We start from the raw sequence: 21,724 nt of genomic DNA, 5'->3' as shown, positions 1-21,724 counted from the left end.
AAATAATATTTATTACTTAATTTATTAAATTTACAAATGAATAAAATTCCTTATTACAGATTTTCAGTTGCACCTATGTTTAAAAAAACTGATAAATATTGTCGTTATTTTTATAGAAAATTAACAAAATATGCTCTTTTATATACTGAAATGATACATTCTAATGCCATTATTAATAATAAATTGCTTTTATTTGATAATTGTGGAGATAATATTGCATTACAGTTAGCAGGAAATAATCCTAAAATATTATCTTTATGTTCAAAAAAAGCAGAAAAATTAGGATATAAAGAAATTAATTTAAATGTAGGTTGTCCATCTATTAGATCTCAAAAAGGTAATTTTGGTGCATGTTTAATGACACAATATAATATTTTATCTGATTGTATTAAATCAATGAGTGATAGTGTTTCAATACCTATTACAATTAAAACTCGTATTGGTATTAATAATGATGATAGTTATACATTTTTATGTAATTTTATAGAGATATTATCTAATAGTGGTTGTAATATGTTTATTATACATGCACGTAAAGCATTTCTTTTTAACAAATTAAAAACTAATATTAATTTTAATATTCCTAGTTTAAATTATAAAGTTGTATATAAAATTAAAAAAACATTTCCAAATATTAAAATATCAATAAATGGAGATATACAATCTTTAGAAGAAGTAAAAAATCATTTAAAATATGTAGATGGAGTTATGATGGGTAGAAAAATTTTTAATGATCCTAAATTTTTAATGAAAATTGATCAAGAAATTTTTTACCAAAAATATATTACGCAATCTCCTTTAATTATTATTAGATCCATGTCTTTTTATATTGAAGAAGAATTAAAAAAAGGTACTAATTTAAAGAAAATAATTTCTTCTATATTAAATTTTTTTAATGGTATAAATGGTTCTGTAAATTTTAAAAAATTTATTAATAATAAAAATAATTATTTACATAATAGTAGTATTCAAGTATTAAATAAAGCATTATCTTATATAAAAGATATATAAAATTATAATAATTTTAAAAGTATAATTTTATATAATTAAATATTATATCAATATTTATAGCTTATAAATGTTAATTTATGATAGTAAATAATTTAATAAAAAAATCTAAATTTAGAAAAGATTTTGATATAGAAGGCATTAAATTACCTCCTCATTCATTGGAAGCAGAACAATCAATATTAGGAGGATTAATGTTAGATAATAATCGTTGGGAAAATGTTATAGAAAAAATTATTGTACAAGATTTTTTTACATTTGCTCATAGAATTATTTTTAATGAAATGCAATTATTAACAGATATTGGAAAACCAATTGATTTAATTACTCTATCAGAATCTTTAGAAAATAAAAGAAAGTTAAATGATGTAGGAGGTTTTGCATATTTAGCTGAGTTATCAAAAAATATTCCTAGTATATCTAATATTTATGCATATATTGATATTGTCCGAGAAAGAGCAATTATTAGAGAAATGATATTAGCTGCAAATGAAATTGCTGAAGCAGGATACTTTCCTAATGGAAGAAATAGTGAAGATTTAATAAATTTAGCTGAATCTCGTATTTTTCAAATAGCAGAAAAACGTACAAATAAGGATACAAAACCTAAAGGAGTTGATGAAATTTTAGAAGTAACAATTTCTAAAATTGAATCTTTCTATAAATCAACAAAACATGGCGTTACAGGAGTAGATACTGGATATCATGCATTAAATAAAAAAACAGCCGGATTACAAAAGTCAGATTTAATAATTATTGCTTCTAGACCATCAATGGGTAAAACAACTTTTGCAATGAATATTTGTGAAAATGCAGCTATATCACAAGAAAAACCAGTATTAATATTTAGTTTAGAAATGCCTTGTGAACAAATTATGATGCGTATGTTAGCTTCTCTTTCCAGAGTTGACCAGACACGTATTCGAACAGGACAATTAAATGATAATGATTGGGAAAAAATTTCAAATACAATGGCTCTTTTATTAAAAAAAAAAAATATATATATTGATGATTCTTCTGAACTTACTCCTACTGAAGTAAGATTAAGATCACGTAGAATATTTAGAGAATATAATGGATTAAGTTTAATTATGGTTGATTATTTGCAGTTAATGAGAGTACCTTCATTATCTTTTAATAGGACATTAGAAATAGCTGAAATATCACGTTCATTAAAAGCATTAGCAAAAGAATTACATGTTCCTGTTTTAGCTTTATCGCAATTAAATAGATCTTTAGAACAAAGATCTGATAAACGTCCAATGAATTCTGATTTAAGAGAATCTGGATCTATAGAGCAAGATGCAGATTTAATAATGTTTATTTATAGAGATGAAGTATATAATGAACATAGTAATTTACAAGGTATTGCAGAAATTATTATAGGAAAACAACGTAATGGTCCAATCGGTACTATAAGATTAACTTTTAATAATAAAATAGCTCGATTTGATAATTATTCTAATTATTATAATAATTCTAATATTGATTATTAATACATGTTTTAATTAAATAATTAATTTTATTATTTTAAATAATAGATTATAATTAATTTACATAAATTTATAGTGAAATTATTAATGTTAAAAATTTTTAATACTTTAAGTAAAAAAAAAGAAATATTCAAACCAATTTATCATAATGAAGTTAAAATTTATGTATGTGGTGTAACAACATATGATTTATGTCATATTGGACATGGAAGAACTTTTGTTATATTTGATTTAATTATCAGATATTTAAAAAAATTAGGGTATAAAGTAGAATATATAAGAAATATTACAGATATTGACGATAAAATTATAGATATAGCTAAGAAAAAAAAACAAAATATTAAATATATTACAAATAAAATGATTGCTGAAATGCAATTAGATTTTCAAAATCTTAATCTTTTAAGTCCAAATATAGAACCAAAAGTCACTAATAATATTAATGAAATTATTATAATAATTAAACATTTAATTAAAAGTAATAATGCATATATTGCTAAAAATGGTGATGTAATGTTTTCTATTCAAAGTTATTTACATTATGGTAAATTATCTAGACAAAACTTAAATAAGTTAAAAAAAAAACAAATATGTTCAATTTTTAAAAAAGATCATGTTGATTTTGTTTTATGGAAAACATCTAAAGATAAACAAATTGGATGGCTATCTCCTTGGGGATATGGAAGACCTGGATGGCATATAGAATGTTCAGCTATACATCATAAGTATTTTGGTAATTATTTTGATATACATGGTGGTGGTAATGATTTAATTTTTCCTCATCATGAAAATGAAATAGCTCAATCATATTGTTTAGATAAATCATTTCATGTAAATTATTGGATTCATAGTGGTATGATTATGATAGATAATAAAAAAATGTCTAAGTCATTACATAATTCTTTAAAATTAAGAGATATTTTATCTAAATATAATAATGAAATTATTCGATATTTTTTTATTTCAACTCATTACAGAAGTCCGATTATTTATAATGAAAATATGTTAAAACAATCTGAAGCTTCTATAAACAAATTATATACATCAATTTATTATATAAAAAATATTTTTTCTAAAGTAGATATAAACAATCAAAATTATAAAAGAGATAAAACAAATATTTTTTTTGAAAAAAAATTTTATGATGCAATGGATGATGATTTTAATACCCCTAAAGCTTTTAGTATATTATTTGATATGTCATGTCAAATTAATATTTTAAAAAATAAAAAAAATTTTTTATATGCAAATAATTTAATATTAAAATTAAGAGATTTAGGAAATATATTAGGAATTCTTTTTTATAATCCTCAAAACTATTTTAAAAAAAAAAAATTACATTATTATGATAAATATCAAATTGAAAAATTAATTAAAATACGAAATAATGCTCGTAAAAATAAATGTTGGACAGAAGCAGATTCTATTAGAAAATTACTAAATGATAAAAATATTCTTTTAGAAGATTCACAATTTGGAACTATATGGAAAAAAAAATAAATAATATTTACTATAAATACATATTTTTATATAAATAATTTTATGAAAAAACCATTTAAAGAAGAAATTATAGATTTATGTAATAAGATAAAATATCATAATTATAAATATCATGTTTTACATGATCCAGAAATACTGGATCATGAGTATGATAAATTATTATATAAATTAAAACAATTAGAAAATTCATTTCCTGATTTAATAACTAATAATACTCCAACTAAATTTGTAGGAGGTATTCCTTTACAAAATTTTAAAAAAATAAATCATATGATACCTATGTTATCATTAAATAATGTTTTTAATGAAAATGATTTATTTTTAAAATTTTTTAAACCTATTAAAAATTATTTTAATAAAGATAAAAATTATTTTTGTTGTGAATTAAAATTTGATGGAATAGCAGTAAATTTACTATATAAAAATGGTCAATTAAAACAAGCCTCTACTAGAGGTAATGGAGTAACAGGAGAAAATATCACTGATAATATATTATATGTAAATGATATTCCTCATAAACTTCAAGGAAATAATTTTCCTTCTATATTAGAAGTAAGAGGAGAAATATTTATGACAAAAAACAATTTAAATATTTTAAATAAAAAAAATTTTTTAAATAAAAAGTTTTCTAATACTCGTAGTGCAGTAGTAAGTGCTTTATTATTAAAAAATATTCGTAATAATATTCATAAAAATATGAATAATAAATTATTAAATTTTTTTAGTTATGGTGTAGGTTTTATAAACAATGAAAAAAAATTATATAGTCAAATACAAACATTAAAAAAATTAAAAGAATTTGGATTACCAATCTCTAAAGATACAATAATTTGTACTTCTTTAAAAGAAATTATATTTTTTTATAAAAAAATTAAAAAAAACAGAAATAATCTACCATATCATATTGATGGTATAGTTATTAAAATAGATAATTTTACAATACAAAATATCTTAGGTTGTACTTCTCATGCTCCAAAATGGGCTATTGCATATAAATTTCCACCACAAGAAAAAACAACAATTTTAAAAAATGTTATTTTCCAAATAGGAAGAACAGGATTGATTACTCCTGTAGGAAAGTTTAAAACTGTTAAAATAAATGGAGTAAATATTAGTAATGCTAGTTTATATAATATTAATGAAATAAAAAAAATAGATTTAAAAATAGGTGATGTAATAGTTGTACAACGTTGTGGTGATGTTATACCAAAGATAATAAATAGTATAAAAAAAGAAAGAATTAATAATACTACAACTAGTATTATATTTCCTAAAATATGTCCAGATTGTAAATCTATCTTAAAGGAAAAAAATCATAATAAATTATTATATTGTCCATCTGGTTTAAATTGTAAATCTCAATTAAAAGGTTATTTAAAACATTTTATATCACGTAATGCAATGAATATTAATTATATAGGCGATAAACTAATTAATAAATTAGTAGATTCTAATTATGTAAAAAATTCTATAGATTTATTTAATTTAAATATGAATATTTTGAATAAAATTTCTTATTTAGGTAAAAAATCTATTTGTAAAATATTAAAATCATTAGAAATATCAAAAAAAACTACTTTTACTAAATTTTTATTCTCTTTAGGTATTAATGAAGTAGGTTTAATTACTGCAAACAATTTAAATAATTATTTTCAAAATTTAAATAATTTGTTAAATGCAGAGTTAAAAGATTTTTACTGTATACCTGGAATAGGGAAAAAAATTGCATATAATATATATAATTTTATTAAAAATAAAAATAATTTATATATAATTAATAATTTAATTAATAAAGTTGGTATTAATTGGATTAATTATCATATAAATGATAATTTTTTTTATAAAAAAAAAATAGTATTAACGGGAAAATTAAATTCAATTAAAAGAATCAATATAATAGAAAAATTAATAAATTTGGGTGCTATAATTTATTATCATATATCTAAAAATATAGATATTATTATTATAGGAAAAAATCCTAGTTCTAAAATATTTAAAGCAAAAAAGTTTAATATAATAATTATAAATGAACAACAATTAATAAAATTAATTAATAAATATTCATTTTAATTATATATATAAATTGTTTATTTATATGATAAATGATATCTTAAATATATTTAATAAAATATTATTTATTAATAAATAAATTATTATGATAAAATATAAAGAAATAATAGAATATTATTTTTCTAAACAAATAAATAATACAAAATTTTTACAAAATAAAGAATTAATGAATTCAGTTCATAAAATTATTGAAATGTTAGATAAAGGAAAATTAAGAGTATCAGAAAAAATAAAAAATAATTGGATAACACATCAATGGATAAAAAAAGCAATCTTATTATATTTTAAAATTAGTAATAATTTTTTTATTAAAGGTGAATATAATTATTATTATGATAAAATTCCTTCAAAATTTAATAATATGAGTAAAAATGATTTTAATAAATCAAACTATCGTATTATTCCTCCGGCTACTGTAAGATATGGATCTTTTTTAGATAAAAATGTTATTTTAATGCCTTCTTTTATAAATATAGGTTCTTTTATAGGTAATGGTACTATGATAGATACTTGGTCTACTATTGGGTCATGTGCTCAAATTGGTAAAAATGTTCATATATCTGGTGGTGTTGGAATAGGTGGAGTTTTAGAACCTATTCAATCTAATCCTACAATTATAGAAGATAATTGTTTTATTGGAGCTAGATCTGAAATAGTTGAAGGAGTTATTATTGAGAGTGGTTCAGTAATTTCTATGGGTGTATATATTGGTCAAAGTACTAAAATATATGATAGAGAAACAGGATTAATTTTTTTTGGTAAAGTTCCTAGTGGTTCAGTTGTAGTACCTGGTAGTTTACCTGCTAAAAATAATAAATATAGTTTGTATTGTGCCATAATAGTTAAAAAAGTAGATTATAAAACTCTAAGCAAAATTGAAATTAATAATATTTTACGTGAAAATAATTAAATTATTTAAATATTTTAGAAATTTAGATATTTGTAATTATAAGTGAAAAATTTTTTTTAATTAAATCTTATACTTATAAATATAATATATATATTTATATAAGTTATAACTTTAAATAGGTATTTCATAAATATGAAAGTATTAAGTCATACATTAGGTTTTCCTAGAATTGGTCCCTATCGTGAATTAAAAAAAGCTCAAGAAAAATACTGGAATAATCAAATTACAAAAAAAAACTTATTTAATGTTGGTTATAATATTAGAAAATTTAATTTAAATAAACAAAGAGATAATAATATTGATTTATTACCTATAGGTGATTTTGCATGGTATGATCATATACTTAATACCAGTTTAATGTTGGGAAATATTCCTATAAGATTTCGAGAAAAAATTAATGATATTGTAAATATAGATACAATGTTTTATATTGCAAGAGGTTCTATTTATAATAAAAAATCATTAAATGCTAGTAAAATGACAAAATGGTTTAATACTAATTACCATTATATAGTTCCTGAATTTTATAAAAATCAATCTTTTCATTTTTCTTCGAAAGAATTATTAAATGAATTAGATGAAGCTATAAAAATGAAGTTTAATAATATTAAACCTATATTAATAGGTCCTATTACATATCTTTGGTTAGGTAGTAAAATACAAAACAATAATTTTAGTCGTTTAGAATTATTAAAAAATATTTTACCAGTTTATATTGAAATATTATTAGAAATTAAAAAAAGAAATATTCAATGGGTTCAAATAGATGAACCTATTTTAGCGTTAGAATTACCGAAAAAATGGTTACAATCATTTAAAAAAACTTATGATATTTTAAAAGATAATATTAATAATATTAATATATTATTAACTACATATTTTGGTGGTATTAGTCATAATATTGAATTAATTAAAATATTACCCGTACATGGAATACATATAGATTTTATTAATGGAAAAGATAATATTGAATATATTAATAATAATATTTCTAAAAAATGGATTATATCTTTTGGAATTGTTAGTGGTAAAAATGTTTGGAAAACTAATTTAAAAAAATGGTATGATGTTTTATTGTCTATAAAAAAAAATAGACAATTATGGATTGGTAGTTCTTGTTCATTAATACATAGTCCAGTAGATTTGAATTTAGAATTTAAATTAAATAAAAAAATTAAAGATTGGTTTTCTTTTTCAATACAAAAATGTAAAGAATTATCTTTAATAACTAAAGCTATTAATAATAATGATTCTAGTGAATTAACTCAATGGAGTAAATTTATACATACTAGAAAATTTTTTAAAGATATAATTAATACAGAAGTACAAAAAAAAATATTGTTAATTGGTGACCATATTATTAATAATCGTAAAAATTATAATATAAGATCACTTTTACAAAAAAAAAAATTACAATTACCATTTCTTCCAACTACTACAATCGGTTCTTTTCCACAAACTTTAGATGTTAGAAGATTAAGATCTGATTTTAAATCAGGATTTATTAGTTATGATAATTATAGAAAAAATATGAAAAAACATATTAAAAATATAATTAATGTTCAAGAAAAATTAGATTTAGATGTATTAGTACATGGTGAACCTGAAAGAAATGATATGGTTGAATATTTTGGAGAAAATCTTAATGGATTTGTTATAACTGAAAATGGTTGGGTTCAAAGTTATGGTTCTCGTTGTGTGAAACCTCCTATTATTATTGGAGATATTAGTAGAAAAAAACCTATAACAGTATATTGGACACAATATGCACAATCATTGACAAACAAAATTGTTAAAGGAATGTTAACTGGACCTATAACAATGTTACTTTGGTCATTTCCTAGAGAAGATATTTCTCCGATAGAAATTACTAAACAAATTGCATTAGCTCTAAAAGAAGAAATATATGATTTAGAAAAAGCTAATATTAAAATTATACAAATAGATGAACCAGCTTTAAGAGAAGGATTACCATTAAAACAATCTGAATGGAATTCATATTTAAAATGGGCAAAAGAATCTTTTCATTTAACAATATCATCTACAAAAAATATAACACAAATTCATACTCATATGTGTTACTCTGAATTTAAAGATATTATACATGATATAATAGCTTTAGATGCTGATGTAATTAGTATTGAAACATCTCGTTCTGGTGGTGATAAATTAATAAAATTATTTAAAAATTTAAATTATCCTAATGAATTAGGATTAGGAGTATATGATATACACTCACCTAATATACCATCTATAAATAAAATTCAAAAATTTTTAATTAAAGCATTAAAAAATATTTCTTTTAAAAATTTTTGGGTCAATCCTGATTGTGGATTAAAAACAAGAACTTGGGAAGAAGTAAAACAAAGTTTATATAATATGGTTAAAGCAGCAAAAATTTTAAGAAAAAAATATAATAATTTTTACACTAAATAATTTAATTAAATTATTATTTAAAATTTTAGTTATATAAAGAACAATTTTAAAAAAAATTAACTAATTCTTACATCCGGGAGGATTCGAACCTCCGACCGCTCGGTTCGTAGCCGAGTGCTCTATTCCACTGAGCTACGGATGCTCTTTAAAATTCGGTGAGAGAGAGATTCGAACCCTCGATGTAATAGGTCATACCACATACACCCTTAGCAGGGGTGCGCCTTCAACCACTCGGCCATCTCACCATATAAAAATTATACTATATTTTATAAAAACATAAGTCAAATTAATTGTTTAAGATTTTTATATAAAATTATTTAATTTATTTAGCAAGTCGTTTGCTGATTTTTTTCTGCTTGAATGCGTTGATAAATTTCTTCACGATGAACAGCTATTTCTCTAGGAGCATTAACACCAATTCGCACTTGATTTCCTTTAATTCCTAATACTGTTACCATTACTTCATCACCTATCATAAGTGTTTCGCCTACTCGGCGAGTAAGAATAAGCATTCTTTTCTCCTTGAAAAAAAATAAAACACAAAAATTAAAATTAAGTATATTTAATAATAAATTATTAAATAAAATATTTACAAAAAAATTTGTAAATTAAAATAGTTTTTAAACTTATTATTAATAAAAAATATTTTAATATTAAATTTTAATTTTATTAATATAATTTAAAAAAAATGATTTAATTTTAGTTACAAATAAATTAAATTGTATTTTATTAAAATTACAATTTATCTGTGCTATAGTAACACATCCTCCAGTTTTACAATGATTTTTATCACAGAGTTTATTAATAATTTTAATAACATTAATATTTTTTGATAAATTATTAGAAATTTTTATTATTAAATAATAGTTATTTTCCCATTTAGTAGATAATATTATTATAAATTTATTTATTTTACTAATTAAATTTTTTAAAAATAAATTAAATAATTTAGGATGAAAAGTATAAATTTTACTTATTATGAAATTAATATTTTGTGAAAAAATATTATTTGATAATAATATTTTAATTTCATTATCAATAAAGTATTGTTCTAAATTTTTTAATGATTTTTTTAAAATGTTTTTTTTATTTCTATATATTAAAATTTTTTCAATTAACTGAGTTCTATTAGTTTTAAAAATATCAATAATTAATTTTAATTTTTCATTTTGTTTTTGTATATATTGTAATGAATAATTATGAGTTATAGCGTGTATTCTTTTAATTCCATGAGATATATTACTAAATTTTTTAATTATAAAAAAACCAATTTGATGAGTATTTAATATATGAGTACCTCCACAATATTCTTTAGAAATTTTTTCTATTTCTACAATTCTAACAATATCACCATATTTTTTTTCAAAAAATGACATTATATTTTCATCTTTTTTAGCTATATATTTATTCATTGTATATATTGTAATAGGAATATTATCAAATATATAATTATTTATTATTTTTTCTATTTTTAATAAAAGTGATAAATCAAAATTTTTAAAATAAGAAAAATCAAAACGTAAATAAGTATCTGTAATATAAGATCCTTTTTGTTGCACATAATTTCCTAATAATTTACGTAAACAAGCATGTAATAAATGTGTTACAGAATGATTTCTACTAATATTTAACCTAAAATCAATGTTTATTTTAGCTTGTAAATTATCATTTACAGATAATGTACCTGAAACCATTTTTCCTATATGAAGGATTAAGTCTTTGTTAATTTTAGTGTTATAAACTTTGAATAAATTATCTTGATCTTTTTCTAAATATCCTATATCACCTATTTGTCCTCCTGATTCTCCATAAAATGGAGTAATATTTAATATTATTACTCCTTTTTCTCCTTTGCTAATTTTATTTGTTAATTTATTATTTACATATATATCTAATATATGACTATTAGTTTGAAATTTATCATATCCTTCAAATTTTGATTTTTTATTTATATAATATGAATTTTGATTATTTTTAAAAAAACTATTTTTTCTAGCAAGATTACGTTGTATATCCATACATTTATTAAATTCTTTTTGATTGATATCAATATTTTTTTTTTTACATATATTTTTTATTAAATCTATTGATACACCAAAAGTATCATATAAATAAAATAATTTTTTACCACTTAAAATATTTGTTTTTAATTTTTTAATTTCTTTATTTAATAAAATTGTTCCATTATTTAAAATTTTTTCAAAATTTTCTTCTTCATTTTTTATAATATTTTCAATAAAATTACATTTTTTACTTAATTTTTCTATTTCAGAATTAATATTTATATTTTTTATAAATATTTTAACTAATTTATAAAAAAAAGGTTTTTTATGACCTAACATTTTTCCATGATTTATAGCTCTTCTTATAATTTTTCGTAATGCATAACCTCTATATTCATTGCTAGGTAATATTCCTTCATATATTAAATATACAGTAGATCTAATATGATCTGCTATTACTTTTAAAGAATTATTTTCTAAATTAGTTATATTAGTAATCTTAGCTATATAATTAATTAATTTTTCAAATATATTTAATTGATAATTAGAATTAAATCCTTGTAAAATAGAACTAATACGTTCTAGTCCCATACCTGTATCTACTGATTTTATATTTAATGGAATTAATTCACCATATGAAGTTTTATTAAATTGTATAAATACAATATTCCATATTTCAATAAAACGATTTCCAGTATTATTAATAATATCACCAGATAAGTGATCACCTAAATCATAAAAAATTTCAGTTGAAGGACCACAAGGTCCGGTATTGTCCATTTGCCAAAAGTTATCAGAATTGTAAAGAATATTGTTTTTATCGCCGATTAAAATAATATTTTTTTTTAAAATTCCTATATATTTATACCAAATATTATAAGTTTCTTTATCTGTATAATATACAGTAACAAGTATTTTGTTTTTATTTAAATTAAACCATTTTGAACTAGTTAATAATTCCCATGCATAATAAATAGCTTCTTTTTTAAAATAATCTCCAAAACTAAAATTACCTAACATTTCAAAAAATGTATGATGTCTATTTGTAAATCCTACATTTTCTAAATCATTATGTTTACCTCCAATACGTATACATTTTTGTATTGTAACTATACGTGATTGATTAGATTGTTTATCTCCTAAAAAAAATTCTTTAAACTGATTCATACCAGCATTTGTAAATAATAATGATGAATCATTTTGTGGTATTAAGGAACTACCTTTCATTATAATATGTTTTTTATTATAAAAGTAATTTAGAAAAATTTTACTAATTTCATTAGTTGTCTTTACCATAGATAAAAAAACCTTTAATTTATTTGTTCATTTTTTAAAAAATTTTAATTTATTAAAAAATAATTTTTAAAATATATTTTTATTTAATAAAATTTCTCTTAATTTTAATTCAATTTCATCTGATTTTTTTTTATTTTGTTTTAAAAAATTTATAGAATTTAATTTACCTTGTCCTATTTTTTCATTTTTATAACTATACCATGAACCACATTTTTCTATTAATTTTTGTGTAACACCTAAATCTAATAATTCTCCATAAATATTTATTCCTTCTCCATATATAATTTGGAATTCAGCTTGTTTAAAAGGTACAGCAACTTTATTTTTTACTACTTTTACTCTTGTTTCACTACCTATAATATTATCTCCATTTTTAACATTGCCAATTTTACGAATATCTAATCTTATAGAAGAATAAAATTTTAAAGCATTACCACCAGTTGTAACTTCAGGATTACCAAATAGTACACCTATTTTCATACGTATTTGATTTATAAAAATTAATAATGTATTAGATTGTTTTAAATTACTAGCTAATTTACGCATTGCTTGACTCATCATCCTAGCAGCCAATCCTATATGGGAATCTCCTATTTCTCCTTCAATTTCTGCTTTAGGTGTTAATGCTGCTACAGAATCTACAATAATAACATCTACTATACCTGATTTAGCTAATGCATCACATAATTCTAATGCTTGTTCTCCTGTATCAGGCTGAGAACATAATAAACGATTAATATCAACATGAAGTTTTTTAGCATAAATAGGATCTAAAGCATGTTCTGCATCAATAAAAGCACATATTTTCCCTGCTTTTTGAGCTTCAGCTATAACTTGTAATGTTAATGTTGTTTTTCCTGAAGATTCTGGACCATATATTTCTACAATACGACCTATAGGTAATCCACCTATACCTAAAGCTATATCTAAAGATATAGATCCTGTTGATATAGATTCTATATCCATAGTTCTATTATCACCTAATCTCATAATAGAACCTTTTCCAAATTGTTTTTCTATTTGAGAAATAGCATCATCAAGTATTTTTTGTTTTTCTTTTGTTAACTTCACAAGTATTCCTTATAAATATAATTTTTTTATGTTGTATATTAATATGAAATATATTATTAATATATAACTAATCTTAGTCTAAAAGAATAATATAATTAATATGTTGGAATTAAAAAAATTTTATAGTAATCCTACTTATATTTTAAATATAAAAGGTTTACATTGTCCTGAAACATTAATAATGATTAAAAAAAGTACTTATAATATGATTAAAAATCAAACTTTACTTATTATAGCTGATAATAACTTAGTTTATTTAGATATAAAACAATTTTGTTTATTTATGAAATATAAAATTATTAAAAAAAAAATGAATTCAATTCCTTATTTATTCGTAATAAAAAATTATAACAAATAATTTTATTAAATATAATTTCTTTTATATAATTCATAATTCACAATACTTAATTTTTTTTTACGATATAAAAACCAATTTTTTGGTAATATAATTTTTGTACTATCTTTTTTATATTCAAGATAAATTAATGCATTATTTTTTAACCAATGATTATTTTCTAATAAAAAACAAGTTTTTTTAATTAATATGTTATTTTTAGAAAATGGGGGATCTATAAAAACTAAATCATATTGATTCCCATGTTTAGATAAATAATTTAAAGTATTTTTATAAATTAATATTACTTTTTTAGTTTGCAATAGAATAGAATTTTTTTTTAATTGTTGAAAAATTTTAAAATTATTTTCTATTAAGGTAGAAGATAAAGCATTTCTTGATAAAGCTTCAAAACTAAGTGCACCAGTTCCAGCATAACAATCTAAACATTTTAACATATATATATTTTTAGATAACCAATTAAATAAATTTTCACGAATAAAATTCATTGTAGGTCTTAAATTTTTATCTTGAATTACATATATTTTTTTACCTTTCCATTTTCCTGAAATTATATTTATTTTGTTCATATCAGTAATATTAATTTTTTTATAATGTTTAAATTTATTAATAAATAATGTTTATTAATAAATTTATATCATTATTTTGTATATATTAATTGAATAATATTTATTATACTTAATATTAAATATCTTTTATAAAAATAAAATTATAAAATTATCAATTTAATAATTATATATTATATATACAATAAAATATTATGACACAAAATAAAATATCTATTTCTTCTATAAAAATTAAAAAAAAACAAGGATTTTTTAGTTATTTAAAAAATAGTTTATTAAAAACTAGTCGAAATATAAGTAAGGAAATTATTAATATTTTTAGTAATAAAAATATTATAGATGAAAAATTATTTAATTCTTTAACAAAAACTTTAATTACTGCTGATGTAGGATTAAAAACAACTAAAAAAATTATTAATTTAGTATCTAAATACGCAAAGAAAAAAAACTTAAAAAGTTCTTTTTTATTATATGATTATATAAAACAAGAAATGTTAAATATATTAATTCCTGTAGAACGTCCATTAATTATTAAAAATAAAAAACCATTTATAATTTTAATTATTGGTGTAAATGGTGTTGGTAAAACAACTACTATAGGGAAATTGGCTTATTATTTTTATAAAAAAAATAAGTCAGTTCTTTTAGCATCCGGAGATACTTTTCGAGCTGGTGCTGATAAACAATTAACTTTTTGGAGTAATAAAAGTCATAGTTGTATTATAAGTAACTGTAAAAATAAAGATAGTGCATCTGTAATTTTTGATGCTTTTTATAAAGCTAAAAATAAAAATATTGATATATTAATAGCAGATACAGCAGGTAGATTACATAATAATTTAAATTTAATAGAAGAATTAAAAAAAATTATTCGTGTAATTAAAAAAATAAATAATCAATCTCCTGATGAAATTATGTTAATATTAGATGCTAATATTGGACAAAATTCTATTAATCAATTAAAAGTATTTCATGATAGTATTGGAGTTACAGGTATTACTATTACTAAAATTGATGGAACAGCTAAAGGAGGAATTATTTTTTCTTTAGCTAATGAATTTGGTATTCCGATAAGATATATTGGTTCTGGAGAAAAAATTACTAATTTACATTCATTTAATGCTAAAGATTTTATTAATGCTATTTTTTATAAAAATTAAAATTTATTAAAAAAAATCTAAATTATGTTAAAAATTTTAAGAGGATATGATGATTAAAGATATGATGTTAACATCATCTATAACTCCGTTAGGAACTTTAGAGTCATATATATATATAACTAATATATGGCCTATGCTGACTTCTAAAGAAGAAAAAGAATTATCAAATAAATTATTTTATAAAGGTGATATTATATCAGCAAAAAAATTAATTTTATCTCATTTACGTTTTGTTGTTCATGTAGCTAAAAAATATTCTGGTTATGGATTACAATTAGCTGATCTTATACAAGAAGGTAATATTGGTTTAATGAAAGCTGTTCGAAGATTTAATCCTGAAATAGGAGTTCGTTTAGTTTCTTTTGCTGTTCATTGGATAAAAGCAGAAATACATGAGTATGTATTAAAAAATTGGCGTATAGTAAAAGTAGCAACAACTAAAGCACAAAGAAAATTATTTTTTAATTTACGTAAAGCTAAACAAAGATTAGGTTGGTTTAATATAGAAGAAATTAATATGGTAGCTCAAGCATTAGGAGTATCAATTAAAGATGTAAAAGAGATGGAATCAAGAATGTCGGCACAAGATATGACATTTGATTTTCCGATTAAAAATAGTATTAAAAATAGTAAAAATACTAATTCTACATATTATCTTCAAGATAAACAATCTAATTTTGCTTATGATATTGAACAAAATAATTGGAAAGATCATATTTCACATAAATTATCAAATGCTATATTAAAATTAGATCAACGTAGTAGAAATATAATATATTCTCGTTGGTTAAATAAAAATAAAAATAAAACTACATTACAAGAATTAGCTAATTATTATGGTATTTCTGCTGAAAGAATTCGTCAATTAGAAAAAAATGCTATGAAAAAATTACGTTTATCGATAGAACATTATTAATTTAATTAATTTTAAATAAATTTTTTAAAACTATATAAATATATTAATAATTAATTATTTATCTATAAATTAAAAAGGAATATATTATGTCTAGTAAAAGAGGTATTAATAAAGTTATTTTAATAGGTAATTTAGGAAAAGATCCTGAAATTCGTTATATGCCAAATGGTAATGCTGTTGTTAATATTATAATGGCTACGTCAGAAAATTGGAAAGATAAACAAACTAAGGAAAATAAAGAAAAAACAGAATGGCATAGAATTGTCATTTTTGGAAAGTTAGCAGAAATTGCTAATGAGTATTTACGAAAAGGATCTCAAATATATATAGAAGGATCTTTACAAACAAGAAAATGGCAAGATCAAAACGGACAAAATCACTATATTACTGAAATTATAGTTAGTGTAGGTGGTACTATGCAAATGTTAGGTAATAATCGTCAAAATGAAAATATAATTAATAAAAAACCAACTAACAATGAAAATAATAAATTAGAGCATAATCATTGGGATTCAAAAACAGATATTAATTTAATAAATAAAGAAAATAACCAATCATTATTATCTGATAAAAATGAAAATATTATTGATTTTGAAGATGATATTCCATTTTAATTATAAAAATGTATTTAATAATAAAATTATTTTTATATTATTAAAATAATTAAAAGATTTTATCTTATGCTACATAATAATAAATTATTATTTTTGCTAAAAAAAAACTTTTCTAATAAATCTTTTTTAGTTAAAGGAATTATTAAAATTTTTAATAAAAATTCTGGTATTTTAGAAACAGAATCAAATCAAATATATGAGATATCTAATTTATATATAAAACATGTAATTCATGAAGATTATGTAATTGCTAATATTAAATATATTAATGATAAATTAGTGGCTATTCCTATTAAGTTGATAAAATCCTCAATAAATTTTTTTATAGGTAATATACAAATAAATAACAATAAATTATTTATTATACCAGAAAATAAAATTTTACATAATATAATTATAAAATGTTATCCTAAAAAAAATGTTAAACATATTTTTCAATGTAAAGAAAAAGTAATTGCAACTATAGTTAATCATCCTTTAAAAACACAAAAAAATATTTTTATTGCAGAAATTTTAGAATATATAACTAAAAATAATAATTATTTAATTCCATGGTGGTCAATACTTTCTAAATATAATCTTGAAATTAATCCACCAAGTGATGATTTATGTAAAAATATACATATAGATAAAAATTTATATAGAGAAAATCTTACAGATTTATGTTTTATTACAATAGATAATAATGATACTAAAGAAATAGATGATGCTATCTTTATAAAAGAAATATCTGAAAAAAAATTAATTATTTATGTAGCAATTGCTGATCCTACATCTTATATATCAGAAAATAGTGAATTAGATAAAATTGCATTAAAACGTATGTTTACTAATTATTTACCTGGTTTTACTGTTCCTTTATTACCTAAATTTTTATCAGAAAATTTATGTTCTTTAAATCCTAATCAAACTAGATCAGCATTAATATGTAAAATGCAAATTAATAATCATGGCATTTTATCAGAAAAAATAAATTTTTCTGTAGCTTGGATACAATCAAAATCTAAATTAAATTATTATAATGTATCTAATTGGTTAGAAAATATAGGAAATTGGAATCCAATAAATAATGATGTTAAACAACAAATATTATTATTATATAAATTTTATAAATACCGTATTAAATGGAAGCATAAAAATGCATTATTATTTAATAATATAGATTATAAATTTATATTTAATAATAAAGGAAAAATATTAGATATAATAATGGAAGAAAAACGTATTGCACATAAAATTATTGAAGAAACAATGATAGCAGCTAATATATGTGCAGCAAAAATTTTAAAAAAACAATTAGGTTTTGGAGTTTATAATATAAATAATGGTTTTAATTATAATAAAATAAATAAAGTAATATCTTTATTAAAAAAATATAATATTGAATGTAATGCATCATTTTTAATAAATTTAAAAGGATTTAAAGAAATAAATGATAAATTACAAAATTTAAATTTACAATTATTAAAACAACGTTTAAAAAAATATCAATTAATAACGATGTTTCATGTAAATCCTGCACCACATTTTTATTTAGGAGTTAAATGTTATGCTACTTGGACTTCTCCTATTCGTAAATTTGGAGATATAATTAATCATAGATTATTAAAGTCTATAATTAAAAAAGAAAAAGTAAATAAACCTCCGAATAAAATATTTTTTTTAATGAATAAAATGAAATATTTAAATAAACAAGCTTCAAAAGATTTATCTTCTTGGTTATATTATAAATATTTAAAAAATAGTATTTGTACAAAAGAAATTTTTATTTCTAAAATAATTGATATATTATATATTGGAATACGTGTTCGTTTAATGAAAAATGGTGCATATGCTTTTATACCTAAAAAATTTTTATATCCAATTATTAATGAAATTAATATTAATTCAGAAAAAGGTTTAATTTATATCAAAAATAAATTAACATATAAATTATATGATATAATTAAAGTCATTATCAAAGAAATAAATATTGATACATATAATATAATTGTTAAATTAGCAAAATAGAATAAGTTAATTTTAGGATATTTAAATGAAATTTAAAGGACATATAATTTTTGCTATATCTAGTAGTATTTTAGTTCAACATTTTATTTTACATAGGTATATCATACAATATGATTGGTGGCATATAATTCCTGCATCAATAATTACATGTTTATTACCAGATATTGATCATCCTAAATCTATTTTAGGAAACAAAATAAAAATATTTTCAAATATAATATCTAAATTATTTGGTCATCGAGGATTTACTCATAGTTTATTATCTTTAATTATTATTATATTTATTTTAAATAATTATAGTTTGAATATTATTCCTATTGATATAAAAATAGGATTTATAATAGGTTATTTAAGTCATATATTGTCCGATATGTTAACTCCATATGGAGTTCCATTATTATGGCCGTACAAAAAAAAATTTTCGTTACCAATTATACAAAATAATTTTTTTAAAGAAGAAATTTTTTGTTATTTATTATTAATAATATCTTTATATTTATTATTTCCTATAGGAAATAATTTTATTATAAAATTATATAATAATGTATCTCATTAATTTAATTTAATTTTAAACAAATTTATTATTTACTTACTATATTTTATAAAAATAAAATGATATTATTTTAAGTTAAGATGTGAAAATTTTTTATTTTATTTATAAAATTATGATGAAATATAAAAAAAAAATATTAGTTACTTGTGCTTTACCATATGCTAATGGTCCTATTCATTTAGGACATATGTTAGAACACATCCAAGCAGATATTTGGGTAAGATATAATAAATTATATTATTCTAATGAAGAAATATATTTTATATGTGCAGATGATGCGCATGGTACTGCTATTATGTTAAAATCTAAAGAATTAAATATTACTCCAGAAAAAATGATTACTCAGATATATAAACAACATATATCAGATTTTAAAAATTTTAATATTAGTTATGATAACTATCATACTACTCATAGTGATGAAAATCGTTTAATATCTAATTTTATTTATTTACGTTTAAAAAAAAATTTTTTTATAAAAAAAAAAATAATTAGTCAATTATTTGATAATAATTATCATTTATTTTTACCAGATAGGTTTGTAAAAGGTACATGTCCAGAATGTAAATCTTTAAACCAATATGGTGATAATTGTGAAGTTTGTGGATCAACTTATAATAGTGTCGATTTAATCGATCCTATTTCTATTTTATCTAATACAATCCCAAAATTACGTACTACCGAACATTATTTTTTTGATTTACCTCAATTTACTAATAAAATAAAAAAATGGATTAGTTCAGGAGTTTTACAAAAATCAGTAGAACATAAAGTTAAAGAATGGTTTTTATCTGGACTAAAGTTATGGGATATAACTAGAGATGCACCATATTTTGGTTTTAAAATACCAGATACAATAAATAAATATTTTTATGTGTGGTTAGATGCTCCTATTGGATACATTAGTACTTTTAAAAATTTATGTAACAAAAATAAAAAATTAAATTTTAATGAGTGGTGGAATATTAATTCCACAACAGAATTATATCATTTTATAGGAAAAGATATAGTTTATTTTCATAGTTTATTTTGGCCTGCTATTTTAGAAGGAAGTAATTTTAGAAAACCTACAAAATTATTTGTCCATGGTCATGTAACATTAAATGGTAACAAAATGTCTAAATCAAAGAGTACATTTATTACTGCAAAAAATTGGTTAAAATATGTAGATTCTGATAGTTTACGTTTTTATTATGCTTCAAAATTATCTTTAAATACAAATGATATTGATCTCAATTTAGATGATTTTATAATTAAAATTAATAATAGTATTGTTAATAAAATAGTAAATTTAGCATCTCGCACATCATATTTTATAAATAATTTTTTTAATAATAAATTATCAGATCATATTGATAATAAATTATATTTAAATTTTATTAAACAATCAGATATTATCCATAATTATTTTATAAATTTACAATTTAGTCATGTAGTAAAAGAAATTTTAAAATTAGCAGATATTGCTAATCGTTATATTGATGATAAAAAACCTTGGTTATTAGCTAAAAAAGATATTAAAGATTTAAAGATACAAAATATTTGTTCTATGGGTATTAATATGTTTCGTGTAATTATGACTTATATAAAACCAATTATGCCTACACTATCTAAAAATAGTGAAATTTTCCTAAAAAAAAAATTAAATTTTTATGATTTACATCATCCACTTATAGGTAGTGAAATAAAACAATTTAAAATTTTATTTAAAAGAATTGATATTAATGATTTAAAAAAATTAATAAAATCATCTAAATAATAAA

General features: G+C 20.0%; 16 protein-coding genes, 2 tRNA genes and 1 pseudogene. 13 read left to right on the top strand and 6 right to left on the bottom strand.

Annotation, left to right across the window (positions count from 1 at the left end; genetic code table 11):
- The first annotated feature begins 36 nt into the window (after window positions 1–36).
- From dusA to metE, 6 genes are all read left to right on the top strand, one after another.
- Window positions 37–1,011 (top strand): tRNA dihydrouridine(20/20a) synthase DusA, encoded by a 975-nt coding sequence (gene dusA, locus GJT80_RS00235; RefSeq protein WP_168867405.1) that lies wholly within the window; start codon window positions 37–39, stop codon window positions 1,009–1,011.
- A gap of 77 nt (window positions 1,012–1,088) precedes the next feature.
- Complete coding sequence (dnaB, locus tag GJT80_RS00230; RefSeq protein ID WP_168867404.1) at window positions 1,089–2,504, top strand: replicative DNA helicase; 1,416 nt, start codon at window positions 1,089–1,091, stop codon at window positions 2,502–2,504.
- A gap of 84 nt (window positions 2,505–2,588) precedes the next feature.
- Window positions 2,589–4,001, top strand: a complete 1,413-nt coding sequence (cysS, locus tag GJT80_RS00225) for a cysteine--tRNA ligase (RefSeq protein ID WP_168867403.1) — start codon at window positions 2,589–2,591, stop codon at window positions 3,999–4,001.
- A 42-nt stretch (window positions 4,002–4,043) separates the two neighbouring features.
- Complete coding sequence (ligA, locus tag GJT80_RS00220; RefSeq protein WP_168867402.1) at window positions 4,044–6,071, top strand: NAD-dependent DNA ligase LigA; 2,028 nt, start codon at window positions 4,044–4,046, stop codon at window positions 6,069–6,071.
- Window positions 6,072–6,156: 85 nt separating this feature from the next.
- Window positions 6,157–6,981: a 2,3,4,5-tetrahydropyridine-2,6-dicarboxylate N-succinyltransferase gene (gene dapD / locus GJT80_RS00215; protein WP_168867401.1), complete on the top strand. Its 825-nt coding sequence runs from the start codon at window positions 6,157–6,159 to the stop codon at window positions 6,979–6,981.
- A gap of 132 nt (window positions 6,982–7,113) precedes the next feature.
- Window positions 7,114–9,417 (top strand): 5-methyltetrahydropteroyltriglutamate--homocysteine S-methyltransferase, encoded by a 2,304-nt coding sequence (gene metE, locus GJT80_RS00210; protein WP_168867400.1) that lies wholly within the window; start codon window positions 7,114–7,116, stop codon window positions 9,415–9,417.
- 68 nt (window positions 9,418–9,485) lie between these two features.
- Here metE and GJT80_RS00205 read toward each other — a convergent pair.
- The 5 genes and pseudogenes from GJT80_RS00205 to recA form a co-directional block, all read right to left on the bottom strand.
- A tRNA-Arg gene (locus GJT80_RS00205) sits at window positions 9,486–9,559 on the bottom strand.
- Window positions 9,560–9,570: 11 nt separating this feature from the next.
- Window positions 9,571–9,662 (bottom strand) — tRNA-Ser (locus tag GJT80_RS00200).
- Window positions 9,663–9,743: 81 nt separating this feature from the next.
- Complete coding sequence (gene csrA / locus GJT80_RS00195) at window positions 9,744–9,929, bottom strand: carbon storage regulator CsrA (protein WP_168867399.1); 186 nt, start codon at window positions 9,927–9,929, stop codon at window positions 9,744–9,746.
- A 141-nt stretch (window positions 9,930–10,070) separates the two neighbouring features.
- Window positions 10,071–12,716 carry an alanine--tRNA ligase gene (gene alaS / locus GJT80_RS00190; protein ID WP_168867398.1) on the bottom strand — a complete coding sequence of 882 codons (2,646 nt, stop codon included), beginning with the start codon at window positions 12,714–12,716 and terminating at the stop codon, window positions 10,071–10,073.
- Window positions 12,717–12,797: 81 nt separating this feature from the next.
- Window positions 12,798–13,787: pseudogene (gene recA / locus GJT80_RS00185) on the bottom strand (recombinase RecA); the annotation flags it as partial.
- Between the two features lie 100 nt (window positions 13,788–13,887).
- Between recA and GJT80_RS00180 the strand changes: the two are divergent.
- On the top strand, window positions 13,888–14,145 hold the full coding sequence (locus GJT80_RS00180) for a sulfurtransferase TusA family protein (RefSeq protein WP_168867396.1): 258 nt from the start codon (window positions 13,888–13,890) through the stop codon (window positions 14,143–14,145).
- A 5-nt stretch (window positions 14,146–14,150) separates the two neighbouring features.
- On the opposite strand, the gene rsmD is transcribed toward GJT80_RS00180, so the two are convergent.
- The gene (gene rsmD / locus GJT80_RS00175) at window positions 14,151–14,726 is read right to left on the bottom strand and encodes a 16S rRNA (guanine(966)-N(2))-methyltransferase RsmD (protein WP_425482261.1); all 576 of its coding nucleotides are present in this window, start codon (window positions 14,724–14,726) and stop codon (window positions 14,151–14,153) included.
- 176 nt (window positions 14,727–14,902) lie between these two features.
- Here rsmD and ftsY point away from each other — a divergent pair, with 176 nt between their 5' ends.
- The 6 genes from ftsY to metG all read left to right on the top strand — a co-directional run bounded on the left by ftsY (window position 14,903) and on the right by metG (window position 21,720).
- Window positions 14,903–15,868: a signal recognition particle-docking protein FtsY gene (ftsY, locus tag GJT80_RS00170; protein WP_168867394.1), complete on the top strand. Its 966-nt coding sequence runs from the start codon at window positions 14,903–14,905 to the stop codon at window positions 15,866–15,868.
- Between the two features lie 49 nt (window positions 15,869–15,917).
- The gene (gene rpoH / locus GJT80_RS00165; RefSeq protein WP_168867798.1) at window positions 15,918–16,784 is read left to right on the top strand and encodes an RNA polymerase sigma factor RpoH; all 867 of its coding nucleotides are present in this window, start codon (window positions 15,918–15,920) and stop codon (window positions 16,782–16,784) included.
- Window positions 16,785–16,870: 86 nt separating this feature from the next.
- The gene (gene ssb, locus GJT80_RS00160) at window positions 16,871–17,398 is read left to right on the top strand and encodes a single-stranded DNA-binding protein (RefSeq protein WP_168867393.1); all 528 of its coding nucleotides are present in this window, start codon (window positions 16,871–16,873) and stop codon (window positions 17,396–17,398) included.
- 66 nt (window positions 17,399–17,464) lie between these two features.
- On the top strand, window positions 17,465–19,408 hold the full coding sequence (locus GJT80_RS00155) for an exoribonuclease II (RefSeq protein WP_281349001.1): 1,944 nt from the start codon (window positions 17,465–17,467) through the stop codon (window positions 19,406–19,408).
- A gap of 25 nt (window positions 19,409–19,433) precedes the next feature.
- Window positions 19,434–19,964, top strand: a complete 531-nt coding sequence (locus tag GJT80_RS00150) for a metal-dependent hydrolase (protein ID WP_168867391.1) — start codon at window positions 19,434–19,436, stop codon at window positions 19,962–19,964.
- A gap of 112 nt (window positions 19,965–20,076) precedes the next feature.
- Entirely contained in the window at window positions 20,077–21,720 is a 1,644-nt protein-coding gene (gene metG / locus GJT80_RS00145) for a methionine--tRNA ligase (RefSeq protein WP_246208514.1), read from the top strand.
- The last annotated feature ends 4 nt before the right edge of the window (window positions 21,721–21,724 follow it).

Origin of the sequence: Enterobacteriaceae endosymbiont of Plateumaris braccata, assembly GCF_012563325.1 — a bacterium.
In the GTDB taxonomy this organism is placed as follows: domain Bacteria; phylum Pseudomonadota; class Gammaproteobacteria; order Enterobacterales; family Enterobacteriaceae.
This window is presented reverse-complemented; position numbering and strand designations above follow the sequence as displayed.